This window comes from Mycobacterium sp. SM1 (assembly GCF_018361265.1).
Lineage (GTDB): Bacteria > Actinomycetota > Actinomycetes > Mycobacteriales > Mycobacteriaceae > Mycobacterium.
In genome coordinates this window covers 338,160-361,335 of record NZ_JAFLNH010000003.1, presented here as the reverse complement: position 1 = coordinate 361,335, position 23,176 = coordinate 338,160, and the positions used below count along the sequence as shown (strand labels likewise).

General features: G+C 64.4%; 17 protein-coding genes and 3 pseudogenes. 7 read left to right on the top strand and 13 right to left on the bottom strand.

What is annotated here, in order from left to right:
* Positions 1-3 precede the first annotated feature (3 nt).
* The 3 genes from MSM1_RS14810 to MSM1_RS14800 form a co-directional block, all read right to left on the bottom strand.
* Positions 4-243: an MbtH family protein gene (locus tag MSM1_RS14810; RefSeq protein WP_213443540.1), complete on the bottom strand. Its 240-nt coding sequence runs from the start codon at positions 241-243 to the stop codon at positions 4-6.
* A gap of 522 nt (positions 244-765) precedes the next feature.
* Complete coding sequence (locus MSM1_RS14805; RefSeq protein WP_213443538.1) at positions 766-2,037, bottom strand: glycosyltransferase; 1,272 nt, start codon at positions 2,035-2,037, stop codon at positions 766-768.
* A gap of 48 nt (positions 2,038-2,085) precedes the next feature.
* Positions 2,086-3,345, bottom strand: a complete 1,260-nt coding sequence (locus MSM1_RS14800; RefSeq protein WP_213443536.1) for a glycosyltransferase — start codon at positions 3,343-3,345, stop codon at positions 2,086-2,088.
* Positions 3,346-3,625: 280 nt separating this feature from the next.
* On the opposite strand from MSM1_RS14800, the gene MSM1_RS14795 reads away from it, so the two are divergent.
* The gene (locus tag MSM1_RS14795; RefSeq protein ID WP_213443534.1) at positions 3,626-5,269 is read left to right on the top strand and encodes a GMC oxidoreductase; all 1,644 of its coding nucleotides are present in this window, start codon (positions 3,626-3,628) and stop codon (positions 5,267-5,269) included.
* 22 nt (positions 5,270-5,291) lie between these two features.
* On the opposite strand, the gene MSM1_RS14790 is transcribed toward MSM1_RS14795, so the two are convergent.
* The 3 genes and pseudogenes from MSM1_RS14790 to MSM1_RS14780 form a co-directional block, all read right to left on the bottom strand.
* Positions 5,292-6,200, bottom strand: a complete 909-nt coding sequence (locus MSM1_RS14790; RefSeq protein ID WP_236056617.1) for a sulfotransferase family protein — start codon at positions 6,198-6,200, stop codon at positions 5,292-5,294.
* A gap of 194 nt (positions 6,201-6,394) precedes the next feature.
* Positions 6,395-7,363 (bottom strand): FkbM family methyltransferase, encoded by a 969-nt coding sequence (locus MSM1_RS14785; RefSeq protein ID WP_213443530.1) that lies wholly within the window; start codon positions 7,361-7,363, stop codon positions 6,395-6,397.
* A gap of 306 nt (positions 7,364-7,669) precedes the next feature.
* Positions 7,670-8,455: pseudogene (locus MSM1_RS14780) on the bottom strand (glycosyltransferase); the annotation flags it as partial.
* A 57-nt stretch (positions 8,456-8,512) separates the two neighbouring features.
* Between MSM1_RS14780 and MSM1_RS14775 the strand changes: the two are divergent.
* From MSM1_RS14775 to MSM1_RS23020, 4 genes and pseudogenes are all read left to right on the top strand, one after another.
* Positions 8,513-8,803, top strand: a complete 291-nt coding sequence (locus MSM1_RS14775) for a transposase (protein WP_213443526.1) — start codon at positions 8,513-8,515, stop codon at positions 8,801-8,803.
* Positions 8,800-9,693 carry an IS3 family transposase gene (locus MSM1_RS14770; RefSeq protein ID WP_213443524.1) on the top strand — a complete coding sequence of 298 codons (894 nt, stop codon included), beginning with the start codon at positions 8,800-8,802 and terminating at the stop codon, positions 9,691-9,693. Before MSM1_RS14775 ends, MSM1_RS14770 begins: the two co-directional genes overlap by 4 nt.
* A 180-nt stretch (positions 9,694-9,873) precedes the next feature.
* Positions 9,874-11,121 carry a glycosyltransferase gene (locus MSM1_RS14765; protein ID WP_213443522.1) on the top strand — a complete coding sequence of 416 codons (1,248 nt, stop codon included), beginning with the start codon at positions 9,874-9,876 and terminating at the stop codon, positions 11,119-11,121.
* Between the two features lie 160 nt (positions 11,122-11,281).
* Positions 11,282-11,605 (top strand): annotated as a pseudogene (locus MSM1_RS23020) (transposase); the annotation flags it as partial.
* A 395-nt stretch (positions 11,606-12,000) separates the two neighbouring features.
* On the opposite strand, the pseudogene MSM1_RS14755 reads toward MSM1_RS23020, so the two are convergent.
* Positions 12,001-13,213: pseudogene (locus MSM1_RS14755) on the bottom strand (IS3 family transposase).
* Positions 13,214-13,286: 73 nt separating this feature from the next.
* Between MSM1_RS14755 and MSM1_RS14750 the strand changes: the two are divergent.
* Together MSM1_RS14750 and MSM1_RS14745 are read left to right on the top strand one after the other, a co-directional pair.
* The gene (locus MSM1_RS14750) at positions 13,287-13,547 is read left to right on the top strand and encodes a hypothetical protein (protein ID WP_213443520.1); all 261 of its coding nucleotides are present in this window, start codon (positions 13,287-13,289) and stop codon (positions 13,545-13,547) included.
* 604 nt (positions 13,548-14,151) lie between these two features.
* Positions 14,152-14,739 (top strand): methyltransferase domain-containing protein, encoded by a 588-nt coding sequence (locus tag MSM1_RS14745; RefSeq protein WP_236056401.1) that lies wholly within the window; start codon positions 14,152-14,154, stop codon positions 14,737-14,739.
* 103 nt (positions 14,740-14,842) lie between these two features.
* On the opposite strand, the gene MSM1_RS14740 is transcribed toward MSM1_RS14745, so the two are convergent.
* From MSM1_RS14740 to MSM1_RS14715, 6 genes are all read right to left on the bottom strand, one after another.
* A complete protein-coding gene (locus tag MSM1_RS14740) occupies positions 14,843-16,582 on the bottom strand; it encodes an IS1634 family transposase (protein WP_213443518.1) in 1,740 nt (579 codons plus the stop codon).
* Positions 16,583-16,849: 267 nt separating this feature from the next.
* Complete coding sequence (locus MSM1_RS14735) at positions 16,850-17,800, bottom strand: FkbM family methyltransferase (RefSeq protein ID WP_213443516.1); 951 nt, start codon at positions 17,798-17,800, stop codon at positions 16,850-16,852.
* Between the two features lie 14 nt (positions 17,801-17,814).
* Complete coding sequence (locus tag MSM1_RS14730; RefSeq protein WP_213443514.1) at positions 17,815-18,828, bottom strand: FkbM family methyltransferase; 1,014 nt, start codon at positions 18,826-18,828, stop codon at positions 17,815-17,817.
* A 63-nt stretch (positions 18,829-18,891) separates the two neighbouring features.
* Positions 18,892-19,881 carry an aldo/keto reductase gene (locus MSM1_RS14725; RefSeq protein WP_213443512.1) on the bottom strand — a complete coding sequence of 330 codons (990 nt, stop codon included), beginning with the start codon at positions 19,879-19,881 and terminating at the stop codon, positions 18,892-18,894.
* Positions 19,882-19,891: 10 nt separating this feature from the next.
* On the bottom strand, positions 19,892-21,517 hold the full coding sequence (locus MSM1_RS14720) for a GMC family oxidoreductase (protein WP_213444477.1): 1,626 nt from the start codon (positions 21,515-21,517) through the stop codon (positions 19,892-19,894).
* A gap of 85 nt (positions 21,518-21,602) precedes the next feature.
* A complete protein-coding gene (locus tag MSM1_RS14715) occupies positions 21,603-22,850 on the bottom strand; it encodes a glycosyltransferase (RefSeq protein ID WP_213443510.1) in 1,248 nt (415 codons plus the stop codon).
* Positions 22,851-23,176: the final 326 nt, after the last annotated feature.

Here is a 23,176-nt window from a genome sequence, read left to right as displayed (position 1 = left end):
CGGTTACTCAGGGCCCGAGCCGCCGGCGAGCCGCTCACGCAGACTCTCACGCAGGCTCTTCGGTCGGATATCGGTCCAGTTCTTTTCGATGTAATCTAAACACGAGGCCCGGTCCGCTTCGCCATAAACCACCCGCCAGCCCGCTGGCACATCCGCGAAGGTTGGCCACAGGCTATGTTGCTCCTCGTCGTTGATCAAGACGTAAAAGCTTCCATTGTCATCATCGAACGGATTGACGCTCATCAGTAACTCCAGAATGTCTAGTCGGGCTTGGACGCAGTGGTTCCAACCTTACTGAACCTTACTGAAGCGCAACGGGGGCGGTCCGGGTTTCGGCGAAGTTTGCCAGATGTGACCGGGCGCACACCATGGCAAGGCGTCTGCCCGAGCGGGTTCGACGGCCCAACTCCGGCCGCCATGACCTGGACAATAGCCCTGACCGTTATCATCTTCGCCAGCACTCCCATTAAGCAGGACCGATTAGTCGGCTACACCATTGCAGCATTTGCCATATTCGATAGCATCACGAACGGATTATCTCCTGCGGCACGGCTGCCCATCTGGGGCCCACAGCCTCATCGGGGTATTCCCAGCCCCAAGCCGTCTGCATCGGCTGAGCACGCTCGCCGTCGACTTTGGGCCGTCGTTGCGATCCCGTTCTCCGGCCGCGGCGAAGGCCGCGGAGGCCGCGGCTCCGGGCTTGTGCGGAAAGAGCGCACATTGCTTTGGGCGCCTTGGGCGTTCGATGACACTCCCGACGACCCATCAGCCAACGCGCTTGCGACCAGCGAAATCTTCTAGGAAATCGGCGGCACGGGCCACACTCGCGGCGGGTGTGGTCATCCGGGTGGCGATCTCGCGGGCCCGAACGGCATAGTGCGGGGTGAGGATACGACGCAAGTCGGCGACGAGTGATTCCCGGGTAGTGCGCGAAAAGCGCCGGGCGGTGCCCACCTTCAACCGTTTGACCGCGGTTCCCCAGATCGTCTGCGTGACATCCATCGACAGGATCAACGTGGGGACCCCGGCCCGCAGGCCGATAGCCGTGGTGCCCGATCCACCGTGGTGCACCACCGCGCGGCAGGCCGGAAAGACGGCCGCGAAGTTCACCGCGGGCACCACCTTGACATGCGCAAACCGGGGAACGTCACTGAAATCGGTCCAGCCGGAGCACACCAACGCGCGTTCACCCAGCTCCGCGCATGCCGCGGCGATCATGGAGATCGTGTCGGCGGGCGATGCGACCGGCATGCTGCCAAAACCGAAGAAAATCGGCGGTGTTCCCGCGGCAATCCACGACGCGGCCTCCGCATCGGCATCGGTGGCCAACTCCATTGTCAGCGCGCCGACAAAGGGCCGTCGGCCATCGAATTTCGCCCACTCGGCCGCCAGCCCGGGAAAGCACACCTCGTCATAGGCCTGAATTTCCAGTGATCCGCGTTCGGCGATTCGTCGCGGCGAAGGCGCCGTTGCCGTTGGCAAACCGAGTTGACGGCGTTGGGTGTTTTCGACTTTCTGCTCGACGCACCACCAATCCAGCCAGTCGTACATCATCATCGCCGAGCGGCCCAGCGGGGCCGGCAGAAATGGCAGCAGCCTGCCATTGGGCCGCACCGGGACGTAATGCAGTGTGGCGAACGGGATGTTGTAGTACTCCGCGACATTGGCGGCAGGTCGCTCGAAAGCCAGCCCGGTGAACAGCAGGTCAGCCCCGTCCGCCAGCGATGTCAACGTGGTGCTGATCTCGTGCCAGCACTGGGTTACGAGCTCCCAAAGTTCGCCCCATAGCCTGCGCAGATCATGGATTTTCCAGAAGCTGCCAAACGCACACGTCCAGAAGTTGCGGTACGCGTCCAGCCGGGCCCGCGTTTCCAGCCCGTAGCCAACCGCGGCAAGCCCGGCCGACTCGGCGAAACCAACCAGATCGGGGGCAACGGCGATGCGCACCTCATGCCCTCGGCGCAGCAACTCCCGGCCGATGGCGGCGCAGTTCTCGACGTCACCGCGGCTTCCATAGCTTGCCAGCACAAACCTCATCGCGCACCATAGCCTCTCACGTGCGGTCGCCACCCGCCGGCTGTCCGATCAGCCACAGCGGCCCTGGCGAGCGAAATCTTCCAGCAGATCGGCGGCCCGGGCCACATTCGCGGCGGGTGGGCTCATCCGGGTGGCGATCTCGCGGGCCCGCGCGAGGTAGTGAGGGGCAAGGATGGTGCGCAAGTCCGCGACCAGCGACTCGTGGGTCATGGAAAAGCGCCGCGCGGTGCCCACTTGCAGTCGTGTGACCCGCGCTCCCCACAGCGCCTGATCAAGCCACGTCGACACGATCAACTGCGGAACGCCGGCCCGCAGGCCCGCGGCCGTGGTGCCCGCGCCACCGTGGTGCACAACCGCGCGGCAGGCCGGAAAGGCGGTCGCGTAATTCACCGTGTCCACGACCTTGACGTGCGCGAAGCGAGGGACATCACCGAAGGCGCTCTCGGCGGCGCATACCAGCGCCCGCTCACCGAGCTGCGCACAGGCCGCGCCGATCATGGCGATCGTCTCGGCGGGGGATTTGACGGGCGTACTGCCAAAACCGAAGAAAATCGGCGGTGTTCCCGCGGCGATCCACGAGGCCACCTCCTCATCGGCCGGGGTGGGCAACTCCAGCGTCAACGAACCGACAACGGGCCGCCGGCCATCGAAGTTCGCCCACTCGGCCGCCAGCCCCGGAAAGCACACCTCGTCATAGGCCTGAATGGCCAACGGCCGGCGTTCGGCGATCCGTCGCGACCAGAGCCCGCTGGCCGGTGGTAGCCCCAGGTCGCGGCGCTGCGCGGCATCAAGCTTGCGCACCAGGCGCCACGCCAGCCACTCGTTCGCCACCATGGCGGAGCGCACCAGCGGCGCCGGGAGCGTGAATTGGCTATTGGCCCGCATCGGCCTGGTGTGCAGCATGGCAAACGGAATGCCGTAATATTCCGCGACGTTGGCGGCGGGCTCCTGGCCAATCACGATCGTGAGCAGCAGGTCGGCCCCTTGCGCCAGCGGCATCAGCACCGCGCCGGCCTCCGCCCAGCACCGGGTGAACAGCCGCCAATCTTCGCGTCCCAGCCTGATCAGCTCCCGGATCTTCCAGAAGTTGCGAAACAGATGCGTCAAGAAGGCGCGGTGCAGGTCCTGCCACAACCGCGTGGGCGGTCCGTACCCGACCGCGGCAAGCCCGAGCGATTCCACGAAGCCAGCCAGATCGGGCGCGACGGCCATGCGCACCTCGTGGCCTCTGCGCAGCAACTCCCGGCCGACGGCAGCACAAGGCTCGACGTCGCCGCGAGTCCCATAGCTTGCCAGCACAAACTTCACCGGGGATACAGCCTTTCAGGTGTCGTGCGCATGCCGCAAATACCCGACCGCCCGCCGGGGATCGCCGCCCGGCGGCGTAGCACCATACGCGCCGCAACCCGTCTCGGTGGCGGGGCGCGTGACGTGGGACCCTACGAACGCCATCCTCGTTACGAGACCCGGTGATATGGTCGAACTCCGCCCAGCGGGGCGAGGCCGAAGCGTACTCCGCCCAGCGGGGGCGGGGCCGAAGCGTACTCCGCCCAGCGGGGCGGGGCCGAGCCAACGGCGGAGGAACGCCATGGTGGTCGACGGTGAGCCGAATGCGCGCGAAGCGGAGCGCGTCGTGTGGGACGTCCTGGTGGTGGGCACCGGCATGGGCGGCGCGATGCTGGGCTATTCGCTGGCCCGGGCGGGCCGCAGGGTGCTCTTCGTCGAAAAGGGCCGTTCGACACTGCCCGGGGCGCCGGGCACGATCCGCTCGTCGATCCCGGAGGTGGCCGAGCCGCTGGCGGCCCGTTCCACCGAGGCCTACCATGACGCCCTGGCTCGGGCCGGGCGCTGCACCGATGAGGTCGAAGACATCAGCGGGCGCTTCCCGCGGCGGTATTTGCCGGCGGTCGGCAGCGGCACCGGCGGCTCCTCGGCGATCTATCACATGGTCTGCGAGCGGTTTTTCGTTCGCGATTTCACCCCCCGGCAGGATTTTCGCCACCCCGGCGAGTCGACCGTGCCCGAGGCCTGGCCGGTCACCTACGAGCAGATGCGGCCCTGGTATGCGACCGCCGAGAGGCTGCTGCGGGTCCGCGGGGAGCCCGACCCGCTGCGGCCGGAGGCGGCCGAGGCCGGTCTGCCCGCCCCGCCGCCGTTTTCGGCAGACAACCAGCCGCTGGTGGACTATCTGGCGGGCCGGGGACTGCATCCCTACCACCTGCCGATGGCCTGTGACTACACCGATGGCTGCACCACCTGTTCGGGCTATCTGTGCGGCCGGCCGTGCAAAAACGACGCCGCCCGCAATGCCCTACTGCCGGCCCTCACCGAGCACGGCGCCCAGCTGCTCACCGAATGCCGGGCCATCCGTCTGGACGCCGAGGGAACCCGCGTCCGGCGGGTGATCTGCGCGCATCGCTCCGGCATGCTGGCCTTGAGGGCCAAGGTCGTGGTGCTGGCCGCCGGTGCGCTCGCCACCCCGCTGCTGTTGCTCAATTCCCGCTGCGGTGATTGGCCGCGGGGATTGGCCAACGGCTCCGACTGGGTGGGCCGCAACCTGATGCGGCATCTGGTCGATTTGATCGAGGTCTGGCCGCAGCCGGACTGCAAGATCACGGCCGAAAACAAGGAGATCGGGTTAAACGATTTCTATTTCTGGGAGGGGCAGAAATACGGCACCCTGCAGTCAGGGGGCGTGATGCCGCCGATGGCGGCACTGACCAATCACCCCGGCTGGCGGCCCAGGGCACTGCGGCTGATGAGCCCGGTGGCGCGCCTGATTTACGAGCGGTTTTTCAGCGGCGGGCTGGTGCTGGCGGCGATGCTGGAAGATCTGCCCTATTTAGACAACCGCGTGCTGCCGTCCGAGCGGCCGAGCGTGAACGGCCGGCAGCGGCTGCGGCTTCGGTATCGCTTGCACCCCAGCGAGATCGAGCGCCGCGCGGTGTTTTTGCGGCAGGTGCAGGAGGTGTTCAAGCCGTTTCGGCACAAAACGTTGCGGATGGCCACCAACAACACGGTCCTGGGCCATGTCTGCGGCACGTGCCGCTTCGGCACCGACCCCAAAACCAGTGTGCTGGATTCACACAACCGGGCACACGAAGTTGACAACCTCTACGTGGTGGACGGCTCGTTCTTTCCGTCCAGCACCGGGTTGAACCCCAGTTTGACCATCGCGGCCAACGCCTTGCGGGTGGGCGCACACCTGAACCACGAGCATTTCCCCAGCTGAGAATCTTTGCCGGCCGAAACCCTTAAGCCCAGGTCCCGCTGCGGCGGTGGGCCGTGGCGACCAGTTCAAGAACCGGCCCCACAATGCACGGTGGGATGTACCGGTTGGCCTTGCGGAAGCGCTGAAAATTCTCTAACGCCTTACGAAAACCGTATTCGCTCGCCCGATACGCCTCGAAAACACGATCCAGCTCAGCTTCATCCCAGGGCTCGTCCCGGGCAGCCGCGCGCAGCGCTTCGTAGACCGTGGATACCCAGTCCGTGCCGAAGGGCTCGGTCACCGGCCCGGCATGCCGGTGGCGGTGAAGATCCGGTGTGAGAAACTCCTCGATCGCGCCCGCATCCGGGCTGTTGAGCTCGATTCCGAGCGCCGCGGAAATCCGCCTGACTTCTCGCCGCCAGTTGTCGAGCAAGTTGGGGTACTCGACGAACACGCGCGGCAAGCCACGGGTGTCTCGCTCGGCGAGCAAGCAGTATTTCAGCCACAAGGCACCCGACAGCTCCGGCGTGGTCGCATTATGCGCCCCAATCGACGCGACGACCTCCTGCGGGTGGCGCACCGCAATCGCCGCCGCGATGTCGAATCCGGCTAAACCCGCCGCCTCGAACCACATGCCCGCTAGCGCCGCTATCTGCGGGTCTTTGATAACCACGAGCGGCGCGGCCGGCAGTGTGGCAAGGTATGCCCTGATCTTGGCGATGCAGAAGGCCTTCTCCTGTACGTCGAATGCGCCTTGGTCGTGCAGGCGCAGTGACGGGTCGGATTTAGCGCTACCGTAACGACGCAGGATCCCCTCGTTGAGGCTGACGACTGCGCGCGGCTCCCAATAGCCCAGCGGATTAGCCCGATTGGCGCCTACCATCCCGGCCGGCAGCGCACCACCACACAGTGAGAGCACCCGCGTGAGCGCCGACGTTCCGGAGCGGGCCATGCCCAGCACGAACAGCACGACCGGACGCCGGCCCGATCCGCTCTGTTCCACGGCGCCACCCGGACCGCCCGCCCGGCGTAGACCACCTGGAAGGCAGTGCAAAGTGCGCCTTGCGGCCCAGTACTTTTCCCCTCCCATGGGCGGAGACTATGCGGTGATCCGCGCCTTTGCAACCGCGACATAATCGCCCGGCGTCACAGCGCATCGGCGTCGCGGCGTGATAGCACGATATCGAGCCGCTTCACCCGCCGCTCGAGCACCGCTAAGTCACGAAGTCGTTGTGGCGCACCGATATCCTTTGGCCACAAGTAGCGCCAGGGCGCATAGTCGTTCGGCAGCAGGTAGATATGGTAGCCGCGTTCCAGGAAAGGCCGCAGCACGTCACTCGGGCGCAGCTGCGGATCGCTCCACCACGTTGGTGACAGCTCGATCACCAACTCCGCGTCGGCGGCAAGCGCATCGGCGGACGCCAGCATGCCGGCGAGCACCCGGTCTTCGGCGCCCTCCACGTCGATCTTGATCAGGCGCGCGGTCGCCAGCTCCTCGCGACTCACGAGTGCGCCGAGTGGCGCCGCACGCACCTGCCCTCGCTGTGGACGGCGGCCATGGGAGACCGTCGCGGTGAGGCCGGTGTTGTTTCTCGGCCCGGTGAACAGTGGCAGCGCCTGCTCGCGATCCGAGACCGCGCGGGCAACCACCCGGACATTCGCGAGGTCGTTGCTGGTGAGAGTCTCCTGGAGCGCGGCAATCATCGCGGGGGACGGCTCGATTGCCACGACGGTGCCACCCGGTCCGACCAATCTGCTGGCCAACGCGCTCACGCAGCCGATATTGGCGCCGACATCGATAAAGGTGTCGCCGGGTCGCAGCCGGCGGCGCAGAAATGCCGCGAGGTCGGGTTCCCACGTGCCGAACAGGTACACGTACAGCGCGATAATGTCGGGCAGCCGGCATCGAAAATGGATGCCGTCTTCGGTGGTGCCGTCGACGGTCAGTGGCCCCCACGCTAAGGCGCGGACCAACAGCACCACGTCCACGATGTAGTACGGCACCACCAGCAACAGCGCCCGCACCGAGCGCTCGACGACGCCGACGTGTCTCTTGTCGGTGCGCAAGCGCCGTATGTATCCTCGCCACAGCGCCACGACACGCGCTTCGATCATGTCCGCGACCCAGCCCCCTCGCCGCCGATGTACGTGAAATCGGCTCGCCCCGCAAAGGAACCGCGACTAGCGGCATGGGTGGTCAGAAAACCGGGTAACCGCATGCGCACCGACGACTTATGCATCTCGCCTTTTCCTCACCCCAACCCGGCAAGCCGGCGCTCTGAAAACCAAGGCCGCGCGACGCGCTCATCGTAGTCAGTAGGCGGGGAGTTCGGCCACTATGCGGCGCGCGGCACCCCACCGTGTGACGCCTGCGCGCCTGAGGTAGTGGCCGGCGTTGTTCATCCGGAGGCGCCGCCCCGATCAGCCGGCACGCGGGGAGCGGGCGAAGCCTTCCAGAAGATCGGCGGCAGCCGAAACGCTTTCGGCGGGTTTGGTCATCTGTGCGGCGATCTCACGGGCCCGGGCGGCGTATTGCGGCGCAAGGACAGTGCGCAGATCCGCGACTAACGATTCTGTGGTAGTAGTCGACAAGCGCCGTCCATAGCCAACGTTCAATCGCTTGATCTGGGCCGCCCATAGCGGCTGGTCCGGCAATGTCCAGAGGATCAACTGCGGGACAGCGGCGCGCAGGGCCGCGGCCGTGGTGCCCGCTCCCCCGTGGTGCACCACCGCGCGGCAGGCCGGAAAAATCGCGGCATGATTAACCGCGCCCACCAGTTTGACGTGCTCACAATGGGTCGCGTTGCCGAAGTCGCTCCAACCGGAGCACACCAACGCCCGCTGTCCTAGCTGCGCGCAGGCGTCACCGATCACGGCGAGCGTTTCGGCCGGAGATTGCACGGGCACACTGCCGAACCCGAAATAAATCGGCGGTGTTCCCGCGGCGATCCACGAGCCGACGTCCTCGTCGGCCTCCGTGGACAATTCCAGCGTCAGCGCGCCGACAAAGGGCCGCCGGCCATTCCATTTCACCCACTCGGTCGCCAGCTCGGGAAAACATACCTCGTCGTAGGCCTGAATTTCCAGCGATCCGCGTTGCGTGAACCGGCGCGGCGCAGGACTGGTCGCCTGCGGCAGGCCCAGTTCACGGCGCTGCGCGTCTTCCACCTTTTTCCACATGCGCCAGACCAGCCACTCAACGACTGTCCGTGTGGTGCGGCGAAATCCTCCGAAAGTGGGTGGCATGCACCATAAGGTAGGGGCATGTCAGAGACGCGCAGGAAGTTCGACCGGGAGTTTCGGGAGGGAGCGGTACGGATAGTCCGGGATACCGGTAAGCCGATCGCGCAGGTGGCCCGAGACCTCGGGATCCATCCGGGCACCCTGGGTAATTGGGTTGCCAAAGATCGTGCTGAACGGGAAGGCGCCCAGGGGCTTTCCACCGGTGATATCGCCGAGTTGAAGCGGCTGCGCGCCGAGGTCGCCGAGCTGCGCATGAAGCGTGATGTGCTCAAGCGATCCGTGGTCGGCTGGGTCAAGGAGGCGACGAGGTGAGTGTGGCCCGCTTTATCGCCGACCAGAGGACCGTGCATCGGGTGCCACACACGGTGTGCTGCGCGCTTTTGGGGGTCAGCGTTTCCTGGTTCTATAAGTGGCTGGACCGCGAGCCCACTGAGCGGCAGCGACGCCGCGCGCAGCTGGATGCGCGAGTGGCGGAGCTGTTCGAGCGCTCCCAGCGCGCGTACGGCTCGCCGCGGATCCACGCCGACCTGCTCGCTGAAGGCTGGAAGGTCAGCGTGAACACGGTGGCCGACTCGATGCGCCGGCACGGGCTGGCCGGGCGCAAGCCTAAGCGCCCCAGGGGGTTGACCCGCCAGGACAAGAAGGCACCTCAGTTCCCCGACCTGCTCAACCGGTACTTCACCGCCGCAGCGCCCAACCGGGCGTGGTGCGGTGATATCACCGAAATCCCCACCGATGAGGGCAAACTGTCTTTGGCTTCGGTCTTGGACCTGTGCGGGCGACGTTTGCTGGCTTGCCCGATGTCGGAGCACCCCGATGCCGAGCTGGCCAGCGACGCGATCAAGATGGCCGTCGCAGTACGTGGCGGGCGCGCAGCGATCGCTGGCGTGATCTTTCACACTGATCGCGGATCTACCTACACCGCCAATGATTTCACTAAGCTGTGCCGCAAGCTCGGGGTGCGCCAATCGATGGGACGTGTCGGGTCGTGCTTCGACAACGCCGCCCGCGAGGCGTTCTTTTCCACCCTCGAACACGAGGTGCTGTCCCGCCACCACTTCGCCACCAAGGCACAGGCACGCGAGGCCATCACCGCCTGGTGCTACGAGTTCTACAACACCCGACGCCGGCACAGCTCACCCGGGTTGCTGCCACCCGTCGAATACGAAAAAATCACGGCCATCCAACCGCAGGCCGCATAACGGAAACCTCCACACTTTCAGGGGAAGCTCATTAAGATCGAAGAGCCACTGAAGTCTGTAGGTTTCGCGTCGACGGCGCGAGTATTGAAATTGTGCTGTCGGGCGACTGGGCTAACGGCTGGAAGGCTGCCACTTTGATTTTGTGGAGTCCGCACGATAAGTGAGAGGCACAGATTCTCGATGAGGTTTGTATTAGCAAGCTATGGAAGTCGCGGCGATGTCGAGCCCTGCGCGGCCGTCGGCATGGAACTGCTGCGCAGAGGCCATGAAGTGCACATGGCTGTCGCACCTGACCAGGTTTGCTTCGTCGAATCGGCTGGGCTTGCAGCGGTTGCCTACGGCACCGATACGCGGCAGTGGCTCGACTCGCAACGCGACTTCTCTACGTGCTTATTCCGCCGTTTCTGGAATATTCGGGATTTGATCAGGTTGGGGCGCAAATCTTGGGAGTCGTTCGCCCCATCCTGGGAGAAGGCCAGCGCAACGCTGGTGTCGCTGGCGGAGGGGGCCGACCTGCTGGTCACCGGTCTGGTTTTTGAAGGGCTCGCTGTCAACGTCGCGGAGTACTACGATGTCCCTCTGGCCACACTACATTTCTATCCGGCGCGGGCCCATGGCCGGCTCCTGAACCGTACCACACGGAAAGTCGTTGAGTGGCTGGTCTGGCGCATGTGGAAAAAGGTGGAAGACGCGCAGCGCCGTGAACTGGGCCTGCCGGCGGCGACCAGTCCTGCGCCGCGCCGGTTAACCCAACGCGGATCACTGGAAATTCAGGCCTACGACGAGGTATGTTTTCCCGGACTCGCCGCCGAATGGGCGAAATGGAATAGTCGACGCCCCTTTGTCGGCCCGCTAACGCTAGAATTGCCAACGGATGCCGATGAGGAAATCGGGTCATGGATTTGCGCGGGAACACCGCCGATTTACTTCGGTTTTGGCAGCATGCCAGTCGAGTCTCCGGCCGACACACTTGCCATGATCGGCACGGCGTGTGCGGAGCTTGGCGAGCGGGCGTTGGTTTGCTCTGGCGCGAATGACTTCAGCAATGTCCCTCATTTCGAGCATGTCAAAGTCGTTGGAGCGGTTAACCATGCCACTGTCTTTCCAACCTGTCGCGCGGTGGTGCACCATGGTGGCGCGGGTACCACCGCTGCAGCTTTGCGCGCCGGGGTCCCTATGTTGATCCTCTCGATGATCTGGGGCGATCAGCCTTTCTGGGGAGCTGCGGTGAAACGGCTAAAAATTGGGTTGACACGGCCTTTTTCGACCAGTACCCCAGAATCGTTGGTCGCGGACTTGCGCACCATCCTCCACCCGCAATATGTCGCCCAGGCCCGCAAGATCGCCACCCGCATGACCAAACCCGCTGTCAGCATTGCGACCACCGCTGACCTTCTGGAGAATTTCTCCCGTTTAGGGCATGCTTAGACCGTATGTGGTGACTGCCCGCGGAGTGGAGTAGTTGCTGGCCGGGGCCTCGCTCACGCAATCACGTGGTTATGGGGTTGACCCCTAATGGTGGACACCTGACTGGTGGGACTGCTGGTCTCGCGGGAAGGATGTCCGTGTCTCGGGCAAGCGTGGCAAGTACACCCCGGAGTTTGGGGAGCAGGCTGCCCGCCTGGTGGTTGAGACCGGCCGCCCGGTTGCTCATGTGGCCGCCGAGATCGGGGTTGGTGATCCAGTGCTGGGGCGTTGGGTGCGCCTGCAACGCCAAGCGGCCGAAGCTGGCGATACTGGCGCGGTGTTCGATGCTGATGAACGCGCTGAGTTGGAGCCTCTGCGTAAAAAGAACGCCGAATTACGTTTGGATCGTGAGTTTTTGAAAAAGCCGCGGCCTTGTTCGTCTCCGAGCGGCACCGGTAGCAGACTAGTGGGTGATCGAGGCGCAGCGGGCCACCGACACGGTTAAGCGGATGGGCGAGCTGCTGGAGGTGTCGCGCTCGGGCTACTACAAGTGGCGTACATCCCGCGAGCGCGCACCGAGTCCAGGCTCAGCAGCGGCGCGCCGAGTTGGATGCCACGCTCGCCAAGGTCCACCAGGATTCTGACGGCGTCTATGGCGCGCCCCGCGTGTCCTGGCCGATCTGCGCGATGAGGCTGAGCGGGTGTCGCGCAAGACGGTGGCGGCCGCACTGCGCCGGCGGGGTTTGGCCGGGATCTGTGCGCGCCGGTTCGCGCCGGCCACCACGGTGGTTGACCTGGATGCTGCGGTGCCTAAAGACCCGCTCACGCGCCGCTTCGACACCGGGATCCTCAACCGGGTGGGCTGCCCCGCGTTTTCCGGACTGCGGATTTCGCGTCCATTTACGCGGCGAGCTGTGAATTCAGGTACTCGGTGCGGACTTCATGCGGTGTCCGGTAGCCGAGCGCGGAATGACTTCGTCGGTAATTGTAGAACAGTTCAATCCACTTGGCAATATCGACCTGCGCTTTCTTCCGGGTCGGGTACACCATCTGATGCGCCCGCTCATTCTTCAGGCTCGCGAAAAACGATTCCGCGAGCGCGTTATCCCCACATTGGCCGGTCCGCCCGACCGAATGCCGCAACCCCAGCTCGACCAATTCCTCCCGGTATTTCGCCGACGTATATTGTGCGCCACGGTCGGAATGCATAATGCAATCGGGTTCGAGTCGTCTGTTGCGCATCGCCATCTGCAACGCTTCCACGACGAGTTTTGTGCGCATGTGCTCAGCCCTCGCATACCCGATCACTTCGCGGGTAGCGCAGTCGGTCAGCACAGCCAAATACAACCAGCCCTGCCACGTTCGGATGTGCGTGATGTCGCCGACGAGCTTGGTTGCCGGTTGCTGCGCAGTGAAGTCGCGCTTGACCAGCTCTACGGTGTCGGGCGCGTTAGGGTCCGCTTCGGTGGTGGTGCGAAACGGTCGGGGCCGCGCCCTAGTCAGGCCCATCTCACCCCGAGCTTGCGAACCAGCTCAGGCCCGACCCGTTCGCCGGCCCGGACGAGTTCGGCATGGATGCGCCGCTAGCCGCACGTGGCGCCGAAGGCCTCGAACAAGGTGGCGATCTTATCAGCGAGCGGCTCGCGGCGTCGTTGGGTGAGGCTTTGCGGCCGATGCCACCACTGGGAGCAACCGGACTTGGGCACCTTCAGCAGTGCGCACATCCGCGCAACCGTCGAAAGCCCTGCGCCTTGCTTAGCGGCGGCGCGCTTCGCATCGATGAACTCGAATTTCTCGGTCACCGTGGCTCCCTCGCGAAGCGCGCCGCTACTTTTTTCAGGAACGCGTTCTCTATTTCCAGTTCCCGAGTACGGCGTTCGAGTTCCCGCAACCGGGCGCGTTCGGCCAATTCCAGCGGCGGCTCATCAGCGGCGTGCGCGGCCCGGTATTTCTTTACCCAGCCGCCAACAGTCGTCTCGTTCAGCCCGTATTCGCGCGCAACCTCCGCGATCGACCGATTCGACTCGACTACCAGCCTCGCAACCTCGTCACGAAACTCAGGCCAATTCCCCTCGTCCTTTCCGGATCGGACCTTATTTGGTCCGCAGTCCAGAAAGCGGGAGGCACGCCGAGGTGTGGACCAGCGATATCACCTATTTGGGCACCGGTGAGGACTGGCTTTATCGATGCGCCGTCCGCGACAATTACTCGCAGCGGGTGATCCCTGGGGCAGCCACGATTGCCTGCACACCGATCTGGTGCAGGCCGCCGTGGAGATGGCTGTGGCGATGCGCGGCGAGCTCGCCCAGCAGGTCGTGGTGCACGCCGATCGCGGCTGCCAGTGCACCTCAGCACAGCTCGCGCGGTTGGCCCGCGAGCACAACCTGGCCCGCTCGGTGGGCCGCACCGCGCTGTGCTGGGACAATGCTCAGCAGGAATCATTCTGAGCGACACTGAAAGTCGAGTTCTACGACCGATACCTGTGGCCGACCAAGACGGCCGCCACGCCCGCCGCCGGTGATTGGATCGAGCGGGTCTATAACCGACGCAGAGGTCATTCGGTCCTCGCTATGATAAGGCCGGTCGAGTTCGAAGACCGACTCACTCAGACGGCACAAGCCGCCTGACCCGGTGCCCACCAAACGTGGTCAAGCCCAGCACCTGTCGGAAAGGCCGAGCACAAAACCGCGCTCGGTAACCACGAGATTGCGTGAGCGAGGCCCCGGCCAGCCACTACTCCACTCCGCGAGCAGTCACCACATACGGTCTAAGAGGTGCTGCCGCAACGCGCAGCATAGCCAAGGCGCCAAGCGCTTTCCAACGCTCGCAGCCGCAAGATGCGGCGAATTGCGCAACCGGGCAGTTGGTCGCTTCCTCCGACGCCCAGAGGTTAATGTTTAGTAGGGCACCGCGTGGCAGCGAAGAGGCAAGAAAGAGCGACAACGACGAGGGGCAACCGTGGGGGACTTGGGCGAACACACGGCTCACAAAGCCGGTCGCGGGCGGCAGCTGCCGGCGTCGGCCTCGGTCAAGGCGTCGCCCGGTGACGCGTTGTCAACGCGCCTGCTACGCCGGCTGGGGCCGGTCGGGAATTATCTGGTGTCACCCCATTGGGCCCGCATCGTCATGAACCGCGAGACCCATAAGCTGGTGCAAAGTATCCAGCCACGCCGGCTCAGCGTGCTGGAGCTGTCCGGTGACTACTGGGGTCATATCGAGCAGTTCAAGATGTACCGCTCGGTTCACTATCCCGAATTCGACATCTGCTCGTCTATCTTGAGCGAGCAGTTTGACCTAATCATCGCGGAGCAGGTGTTCGAGCACCTGCTGTGGCCATATCGTGCCGGAAAGCACGTGTATCAAATGCTTCGCCCCGGCGGTCACTTCTTGATGACCACGCCCTTTCTGATCCGGGTTCACAACGCGCCGCTGGACTGTTCGCGCTGGACCGAAACCGGTGTCCGATACTTTCTTGCCGAGTGTGGCTTCGATTTGGAGCGGATTCGCACCGGTTCCTGGGGGAACCGCGCCTGCGTCCGCGCCAATTTTACCCGCTGGGCTTGGTATAAGCCGTGGTGGCATTCGCTACGCAACGAACCCGATTTTCCGGTCTCGGTCTGGCCTGACTTCCGCAGATAGTGGGCACACGGATCGCCGGATTTGGGCGTTTACTAGCGCAAACGTGGGATGAGCCGATTTGGGTCGTGTTACTACACGACGCCAGCGATCCGGGCGGGGTTCGTCAGTCGGCGACGGCGGCGTCGATGCCGGGTGTGAAGTCGAGGTACTTGGGTGGTTCGGGTAGGTCGAGCGCGGCGAGGATGGTTTTCTGATCGCCGGTGAGGGCGGAGCGTTGCGCCACGCGGCCGTCGGCGGTGGCGAAGGTGACCAGGTGCATGCGGTCGAGTTCGTGGCGCAGATTGCGCCAGGTGTCGCCGGTGCGGGTTTCTGCGACGCGGATGAGAAGCAGTGCCAGCCAACACAGTTGGACGTGAGCGCGGATGCGGTCCTCGCGGTGGTGGTAGACCGGGCGCAGCCCCAGCGAGCTCTTGGCGTCGCGCCAGCCGCGTTCCACCGCGAGCAGCTGCTTGTAGGCGGCGGCCAAATCCTCGGCGGTAAGCGTGAGGTCGGAAGTGCGCAGCAGCCACTTGCCGTCGTAGTGGGCTTCACGTTGGGCGGCGGCGCGGTCGATGCGCAGCAGCCCGGTCTTGGTGCGCCGCAACAGCCTGCGCAGCCCGGGCTTGCCCTTCAAGGAGCCGACGAACTCGTCGCGCTTGCGTTTCGGCCAGGCGTCCGAGCCATCGATCAGCCCGGAGAGGTGCTCGATGAGCCGCTCACGCACTGCTGCGTCACGGTCGGCGGCATCCGGGTTGTGGCACACCACGAACCGCTCCGCACGCACCCCCTCGTTGTTGCCGCCGCCGGGTGCCACCCGAATCTCCTTGACCCGCAGGTTGTCGGCCACGTCGTGGTAACGGCCGGGGCGGGCCAGCGCGTCGGCGGCCTCGGCGTTGGTGTGGCGCAGCTTCTCGGCGTGGATGTAGTGCCCGCCGCCGCGGGTGAGATAGGCGCGGTTGGCCGCGGAAGCAAACCCGGCGTCGGCCACCCACACCAGCCGGTGCAGATTCCACGATCCCAGATCGTCTTTGACCGTGCGGATGATCCGCTGATCGCTCTCACTGCCGGGAAAGGTCCAGCAGCGCACCGGGATTCCGTCGCGGGTCACCGCCATCGCGATCACCACCTGAGGCCGGTCGTCGCGGTGGTCCTTGGACTTGCCGAACCGGCGCGCGGCCCGCTCGACCGCTTTCGCGGTGCCGTCGTCGACCTCGGGTTCGGGGGCCAGGTCGGCCAGTTCGTCGGGCACATCGACCTCCCAGTAGGTGGAGGTGGTGTCGATGAAGACGATGTCGACGTCCAGGTTGAGCAGGTGCGCGACCGAATCGAAGATCTGCGCGGCGATCTCGCCTAGCGCGGCGAGCAAAAAGTCCATCGACCGATACGCCGCGTCATCGGAAAACCCGGGGCACTCGGCGATCGCGACCCGTTCGGCGACCCACCGTGTGGCGCCCAGCTTGCTGCCCGGTTCCAGCGCCCGCTGCGCCACCAGCGCGAACAGCACCCGCTCCACGGTCGCGGCGTCCAGGCGCCGGTCCGCGGCGACCCGGCGCAGCGCCGCGCCCACACCCAGCCGGTCCCAGAGTTGGTCGAGCACCCATGCCCCGCCGAAGCGGCGCGAGTCCAAGATCTCGATCTCGCCGGTGTGCGCGGCCGCGATCGCCTGTGCCGGGTCGAGGAACCGCGAGATCGAGGCGACCAGTCGGGCCAGCGCGTCGCGGTCCACGGTGTCAGCGCGGCCGAAGTTGTGGATCACCTTCGCCGAGGGCACCCCGGTGACCGGATGGCGTTCGCTGTGCGCCAGCTGCAGATACGACACCGTCGACCCGTCGCGGTTGCGCCGCTTCGTCTCCCGCAGGTACACCCCTACACTGCTAGCACATATTCGCTGGTGAAGTCCAGCGACACGCCAGAACTCGTGTGCCTACACGAATCCGCCGTTTCGGTGACTCTGCAAGCCTCCTACCAGCACAATCGCTCCGCGCTACCCCGAAATATGCCTACGAACTGCGGAAGTCGGGTCTGGGCGTTTGCGCAGAAGTGATCGCAGAAGCCGAGATGGTCACGGCGAGCTGGCTTTTGGGCGCGGTGTCCCAGCCCTGCGGCACCGGGGATCAGCGAACCGTGTGCGTCACGCTAGCGTGAAGCTAGCCCAGGGTAAGCGGCTGCCGGCTAAGGAGCACGTCGGCTCCGGCACGACGATAAAAATCGCTATAGGCCGCCTCGGTGATCGCCGGCACCGTGCGCTCGAACGCCCAGTGGTAGTCATTATGCAGGTCATAGATGTAGAACCCTGTTCCTGAAACGGCATCAACGTGGCGTCGATCGGCGGCATCACCTCGAGGGCCAGGACCAGCCTGGGATGGGTGAACCCGGCCACGATTTGGGACGCGATCGCCGCCTCCGCCCCCTCGATATCAAGCCTGATGAGGGACACCCGCTGAGCGTCCGCGCCCACGATGGAGGGGAGCGTGTCAGCGGCCACGGTCACGGGAATCCAGGTCTTGCCCATCATGAACCGGTAGCGCCCTCGGGTGGGTGGGCTGAGCTGAGACCACCCGTCATTGTGGGGATGCAGGTAAAACGTGAGTTCTCCCTGCTGTGCGGCGCATGCCGCCTCGATGACGTCGACGATGCCGGCGACGCCATTGAGGGCCAAGTTGGCGCGCAGGCGTTGCGCAGTATGGGGTGCGGCCTCGATTGCGATGACCTTGCCAGCAGGCCCCTCTCGCTGGGCGCACAGGAGAGCGAAATAACCGATGTTGGCGCCGACGTCGACACAGACATCGCCTTCCTGCACGTGCCGCAGAATGAATTCCGAGAGCGCCGGCTCCCACACCCCGCGGTAGCGCAGAACTGAGTGCAGCCAGAACCTGCCCGGTCCGGCGACAAACTTTGTCCCGTACTCGGACACCAGCGGCGTCTCGTCCGCCCCGACGTCGGGCGCCGCAAGCAGCATCTGGCATCCGATCACATACAGATATTTGGCGATCCATGGAAGGCGATCCTGCGCGACGCAGGCGCGCATGGAGGAGAGCAAAAAGCCGCGTCCACGCGCCTTGGCGGCATCGATACGGGACATGGCTGTGTCCTTTGCTAGACGTCCCACGAGTACCGGAGGTTTTTGTGCACGAAAATCTCGTCAAAAAACAATAGGCCCTGGTATTCGAATCCAGATTTTGTCAGCAGATCATAGACTTGCGGAAATCGGTCATTGTGCTCGACGCCTACAATGTTGACCTGCACCCTGCCGAAGTCGATGCCACGCAGCACTTCCAGTTCGGCGCCTTCTACGTCGACTGATAGGTAGTCGACGACGTCCACACCGAAATCTTTGAGCACGCTGTCGATGCGCCGACACGGCGCTGTAGTTAGAGTTTGGTTGAGCCGCAACGGCTTACGTATTGATTGCACCCACTGAAGCTGGTTCATGTGTTCGGGGATTCCACTGAGCATCGCACCCCCGTGGGTCGAGTCGAATACCATCGACAGCTGGCTGACCAACGGAGGGGATTCACTGCGTTTGCGCACCCGTTTCTCCGAGAGCGCCAGGAAGGGGATCTGACCGTCCCGTTCATACGCGCAGGCCCGGATCAACTGACATGATCGAGTGGTTCGCAAAACGTCAAATGCGGACGGATTCGGCTCGAACGCGATGCCCCTCCAGTGCAGCTTCTTTTCAAAGTAATACGTATTGCTGCCCAAAATTCCGTCGAAGGCCCCTACGTCGACGAAGAAACCGGGTCCCCGGTTCTTGAAATACCACCGATTCAAAAACATATCTTGGCCCATTTGGCTTTGATAGCCCTGCTGGAACCGCTCTGAAGAGAAAACAGCTCGATAGATGTCTTTTGCAGACAGGCCGGGGTCATGGTTCTGGAACAGGTAACCCATCGCTTCGCCGGCTGGCCCGGGCGCGGCCGTTCGCTCTAGAACTTTGCGCAACAGATGTATCTCTGCGCGCGCGGAAAGTCGTCGAATCAGCGCAAACCGCGCTGCGTACGCGACAGCGCTGATCGCGATCTCCTGGAAAAACCACCGAGCACCCGTGAGATGACCCACCGTTCGTGACACCGCCTTCGGCACCGCCACGGCAACGATACGCTGCACCCACTCCCGGCGGGCCGGGCGCCGGCCCCGCCTGCGGTGCAGGTTCGCGGTTGCGGCCGGTCGTCATTGCCCGGCCTGCCCCGTGGCGAGCCAGCGCAGGGTGGAGTCGTCGAGTTTCAGCGACAGCGCGGCCACGTTGTCGTCTACCTTCTCCACCGACGTGCAACCGACCACGGCAAAGACTCCAAGCGGGTGGCGCAGCACGTAGGCGAGCGCGACCTGCGCGACGCTGACATGATGCTCACGGGCGAGCATCCGTGCGCGCTTTAACCTTTGGATGTTCTCGTCGGTTCCGAAGTAGGTTGTGCACCAACGGCTCACCCGGTTGGCGCCCGGATTTGACGGATCGTAGTGATCGGAAAAAAATCCACGGGCAAGGCTTGACCACGCGAACACCGGCAGCCGGTGCGACAAATACCATTCCCGCGCCCAATGCTGCTGGCTTCCTCCCAGGGTGACGGCACCGCGCCACGGGGCGCGCGCCCACTCGGCGAGGCTGAATTGCACACTCGAGGCGCTAAAGGGTTTCAAGCCCGTCTCGGCGGCAAAAGCGTTTGCGCTGCAAATTCGCTGGTGGGACCAGTTCGACGCGCCTATCGCACGGATTTTGCCCTCGTCGATATGGCGGTTGAGCCGCTCCATGATCGGTTCCACCCGGGCCGCGGGGTCGTCGTAGTGAAGCAGGTACAAATCGATGTACTCGGTGCCGAGCGCCTTGAGGGACGCATGCAAGTCGTGGGATAGCTCAGACGCCGTGAGCCGCGGATGTCCTGACAGCAGGTGCGGGTGGCATCCCTTGCTGATGACCACAACCTCGTCACGGTTGCGGCGCCGGCGCATCCAGGCGCCCAGCATCCGTTCGCTGCCCCAATAGATGCGCGCCGTGTCGAATGCGTTGCATCCCAGCTCAAATGATCGATCCAAAAGCGAGAACGCCTGCTGCTGCCGGGTTCTGCTAGGCGGCCACGGCAGCCGCCCGCGGTGCAACCGGTCGGTGCCCACGACGATTCGCGACACCGGCTTGTCGATCCCGGAAACCGTTTGGTAGTCCATAATGGTCCAGTTAGCTCAGGCGCTTCATATAGTCATTGACGATGTAGCGACATGCCCGAACCGTGAGAGCCATGATCGTGAGCGCAGGATTCTGAAATCCGGGAGAGACGAAGCAGGCGCCGTCGGTCACGAACACGTTGTCGGCATCCCAACACTGACAGTAGGGGTTCAGCACCGAGGTGTCGGGCTTATCGCCCATGCGGGCGCCGCCGGTCTCGTGAACGGCCCCTCCGGGCCACATGGCGCCGTAGTCGGCGAGCAGCAGGGACCGAAGCCACCTTAGGGGGATGTTCCAGCGATCGGGGTTGCCGTGCTTGGCGATCCGCAGACCGCCGGCGACCGCGATCTCGGGAAGGGTCTGCCTCATGTGCGCGACCATCTCGATGTCACCCGGTGAATGACTACACTCGATTCTGGCGACGGGGATCCCCCAGGCATCCTTGACGGTCGGGTCAAGGGAGACGTGATTGTCGTATCGGGGCTGCATTTCGCCAAATGCGCTCATGATCCACCTCGGCGCGCCCCGGCCGATCGCGATTTGAATGCCGTAGCCTCCGGGAAAGCTCGTGGACCGCTTTTCACAAAAGCTCGGAATGTATAGCCCGGTTCCGGCAAAATCGAACCCGTCCTCGCCGAACGCGGGCTCGACGTCTCCCTCGGACACAGGTCCGGCCTGCGTGTAGGAAATGTGGTCGCACAGATAGTGGCCCAGATGACCCGATGAGCCGCCGACACCCGCGGGATGTTTCGGGCATCGTGAGTTCAGCAGGATCCGCACGCTCTCGATCGCCGACGCGCACAGCACGATGACCTTGCCCCGGATCGCCCGGGTATCTCCCGTCAAGCGCTCGACGTATTCAACGCCGGTCGCCCTGCCCGAGCGCGCGTCGATCAGCAGTCGGCTCACGACGGCGTCGGTAAGAATCTCGAGGCGCCCCGTTGCCAGCGCGTGCCTGATGGGAAGGGGAATCCTCCCGTTGTCGTATTTGACCTTCCTGGCGTACGTCACGTGGACCTCGGGAAGCAGTTTCTCGACTTTGGTCAAGAAGGCTTCTTCGAGCTTCGTTGTTTTCGCGGGCCCGATGAACTGCCCGTCGGGGCAGTTGGGAATGCCTGCGGGCGTGCCATAGACGCCGAGCGCCCGCTCGACAATGTCGTAGTAGGGCGCCAGCTCCTCATACGACAGCGGCCAGTCGAGGCCGTCGCCGCGAAGGCTCGCGGCTTTGAGCTCGTAATCGGACATGCGCGGCGTGTGTCGCCACCAGGTGTGCAGGCGACCACCCAGCTGGCGGCCGCGAAACCACAAAAATGTGCGGCCCCGCGCCGTCGTATAGGGATTGTCTTTGTCGCTGACGTAAAACTGCCTGGTGGCCTGGGAAAAGGAGGGGCAGCGGGCCTGAACGTGCTGACCCCGGAGCGCCGATTGCACGCGCCCCACGATGCCCATCGCACCCGCCCCGGCGCCGGCAGGAAAATCATGGCCGAGGTCGAGGTTTCTGCCCGCCTCCAGCAGGGCAACCCGCAGGCCGCCCTCCGTTAACTCCTTGGCGGCCCACGAGCCGGCGGCTCCGGACCCCACGACAAGCGCGTCATACGTCGCCGCAGTCGTCCCCGCGCGTGCGGTGTCTCGGTCCATGTCCGCTCGTCTCATCCGCCATCGACCACGGCCGTCGCCGCGGTCACCCCGGCTGCCCCGGGAAAACCAGGATATGCGGGGGCGATCAGCCGGCACGCCACGAACGAGCGAAATCCTCCAGCAGATCGGCAGCGGTTGCGACGCTATCGGCGGGTGTGCTCATCCGGGTGGCGATCTCACGGGCCCGCGCGGCGCACCGCGGGGCCAAGATGGTGCGCAGATCCGCGACCAGGGATTCTGAGGTAGTAGACAAAAAGCGCCGCCCAAAACCAACTTTCAAACACTTGATCCGTGCAGCCCAAGTTGGCTGGTCATGCAATGTCCAAAGGATTAACTGGGGAACCCCGGCGCGCAGGCCCGCGGCCGTGGTGCCCGCACCGCCGTGGTGCACCACCGCGCGGCAGGCCGGAAAAACCGTTGCATAGTTCACCGCGCCCACCACCTTGACATGCCCGAGATCAGGCATGTTGCTAAAGTCGCTCCAGCCGGCACACACCAGCGCCCGCTGGCCCAACCGCGCGCAGGCTTCGGCGATCATGGCGAGCGTATCGGCGGGTGACTCCACCGGTATGCTGCCAAACCCGAAATAAATCGGCGGGGAGCCCGCGGCGATCCACGAGGCGATCTCCGCATCGGTATCGGTGGGTAGCTGCAGCGTCAGGGCGCCCACAAAAGGCCGCTGGCCATCGAATTTCGCCCACTCGGCCGCCAGACCGGGAAAGCACACCTCGTCATAGGCCTGGATTTCCAGCGATCCGCGCTCGCTGATCCGGCGCGACACCGGCCGCGCCTCTTTCGGCAGCCCCAACGCACGGCGCTGCGCATCATCGACCTTTCTACACATGTGCCAAACCAGCCGCTCGCCCAGCGACCCTGCGAGGCGTTTCAAAAACTGGCCATGGGCCCGCGCCGGGTAAATATGAACCGTGGCCAACGGGATGGCGTAATACTCCGCGATGTTAGCAGCGGCGCCCTCGAAAACCGAGCCGGTGACCAACAAATCGGCGCCCTCCGCCAACGAGATCAGCGGTGTGTTCATCTGCGCCCAGCATTCCGTCGCGGGCTTCCAGGCTTTGCGCCACGATCTCCTCAGATCATGGATCTTCCAGAAGTGGCGGTATACGATCCTCCAGAAGTCACGCTGCTCGTGGAGCCACTTTTGCGTATCAAGCCCGTAAGCAGCCGCGGCAACTCCGGCCGCTTCGACGAAGCCCACAAGGTCCGGCGGGACCGCCATGCGCACGTCGTGCCCTCTGCGCAGCAATTCACGACCGATGGCCGCACCGGGTTCGACATCGCCGCGAGTTCCATAGCACGCCAGCGCAAATTTCATCGCATATTCCCGCCTTTTCACGTCCCCTATGGGTCATCCGACACGAGGCCGCATAGGTACCGGGCTCAGCCGTAGGCAAGTTTAACCCAATAGCGGTACCATCGGCTCTTAAGTCGATCCTTAACTGGCTCTTCATGAATCACGGTGTAGTTGGAGTTTGAAGCCGCCGGTTTCCAGCAGGGATCGTGCGATATAGTTGGTGAGGTTGCGGAATCCGGGCCCCCCTGACGTATCCGTGGGTGGGTGGGGCCGATTCGGGGCCGTGATCTGGTGGTTGAATTCGTTTGTGCTCGCTTCCGCGATAGTTGCCTGTAGCGCTGCCCGGG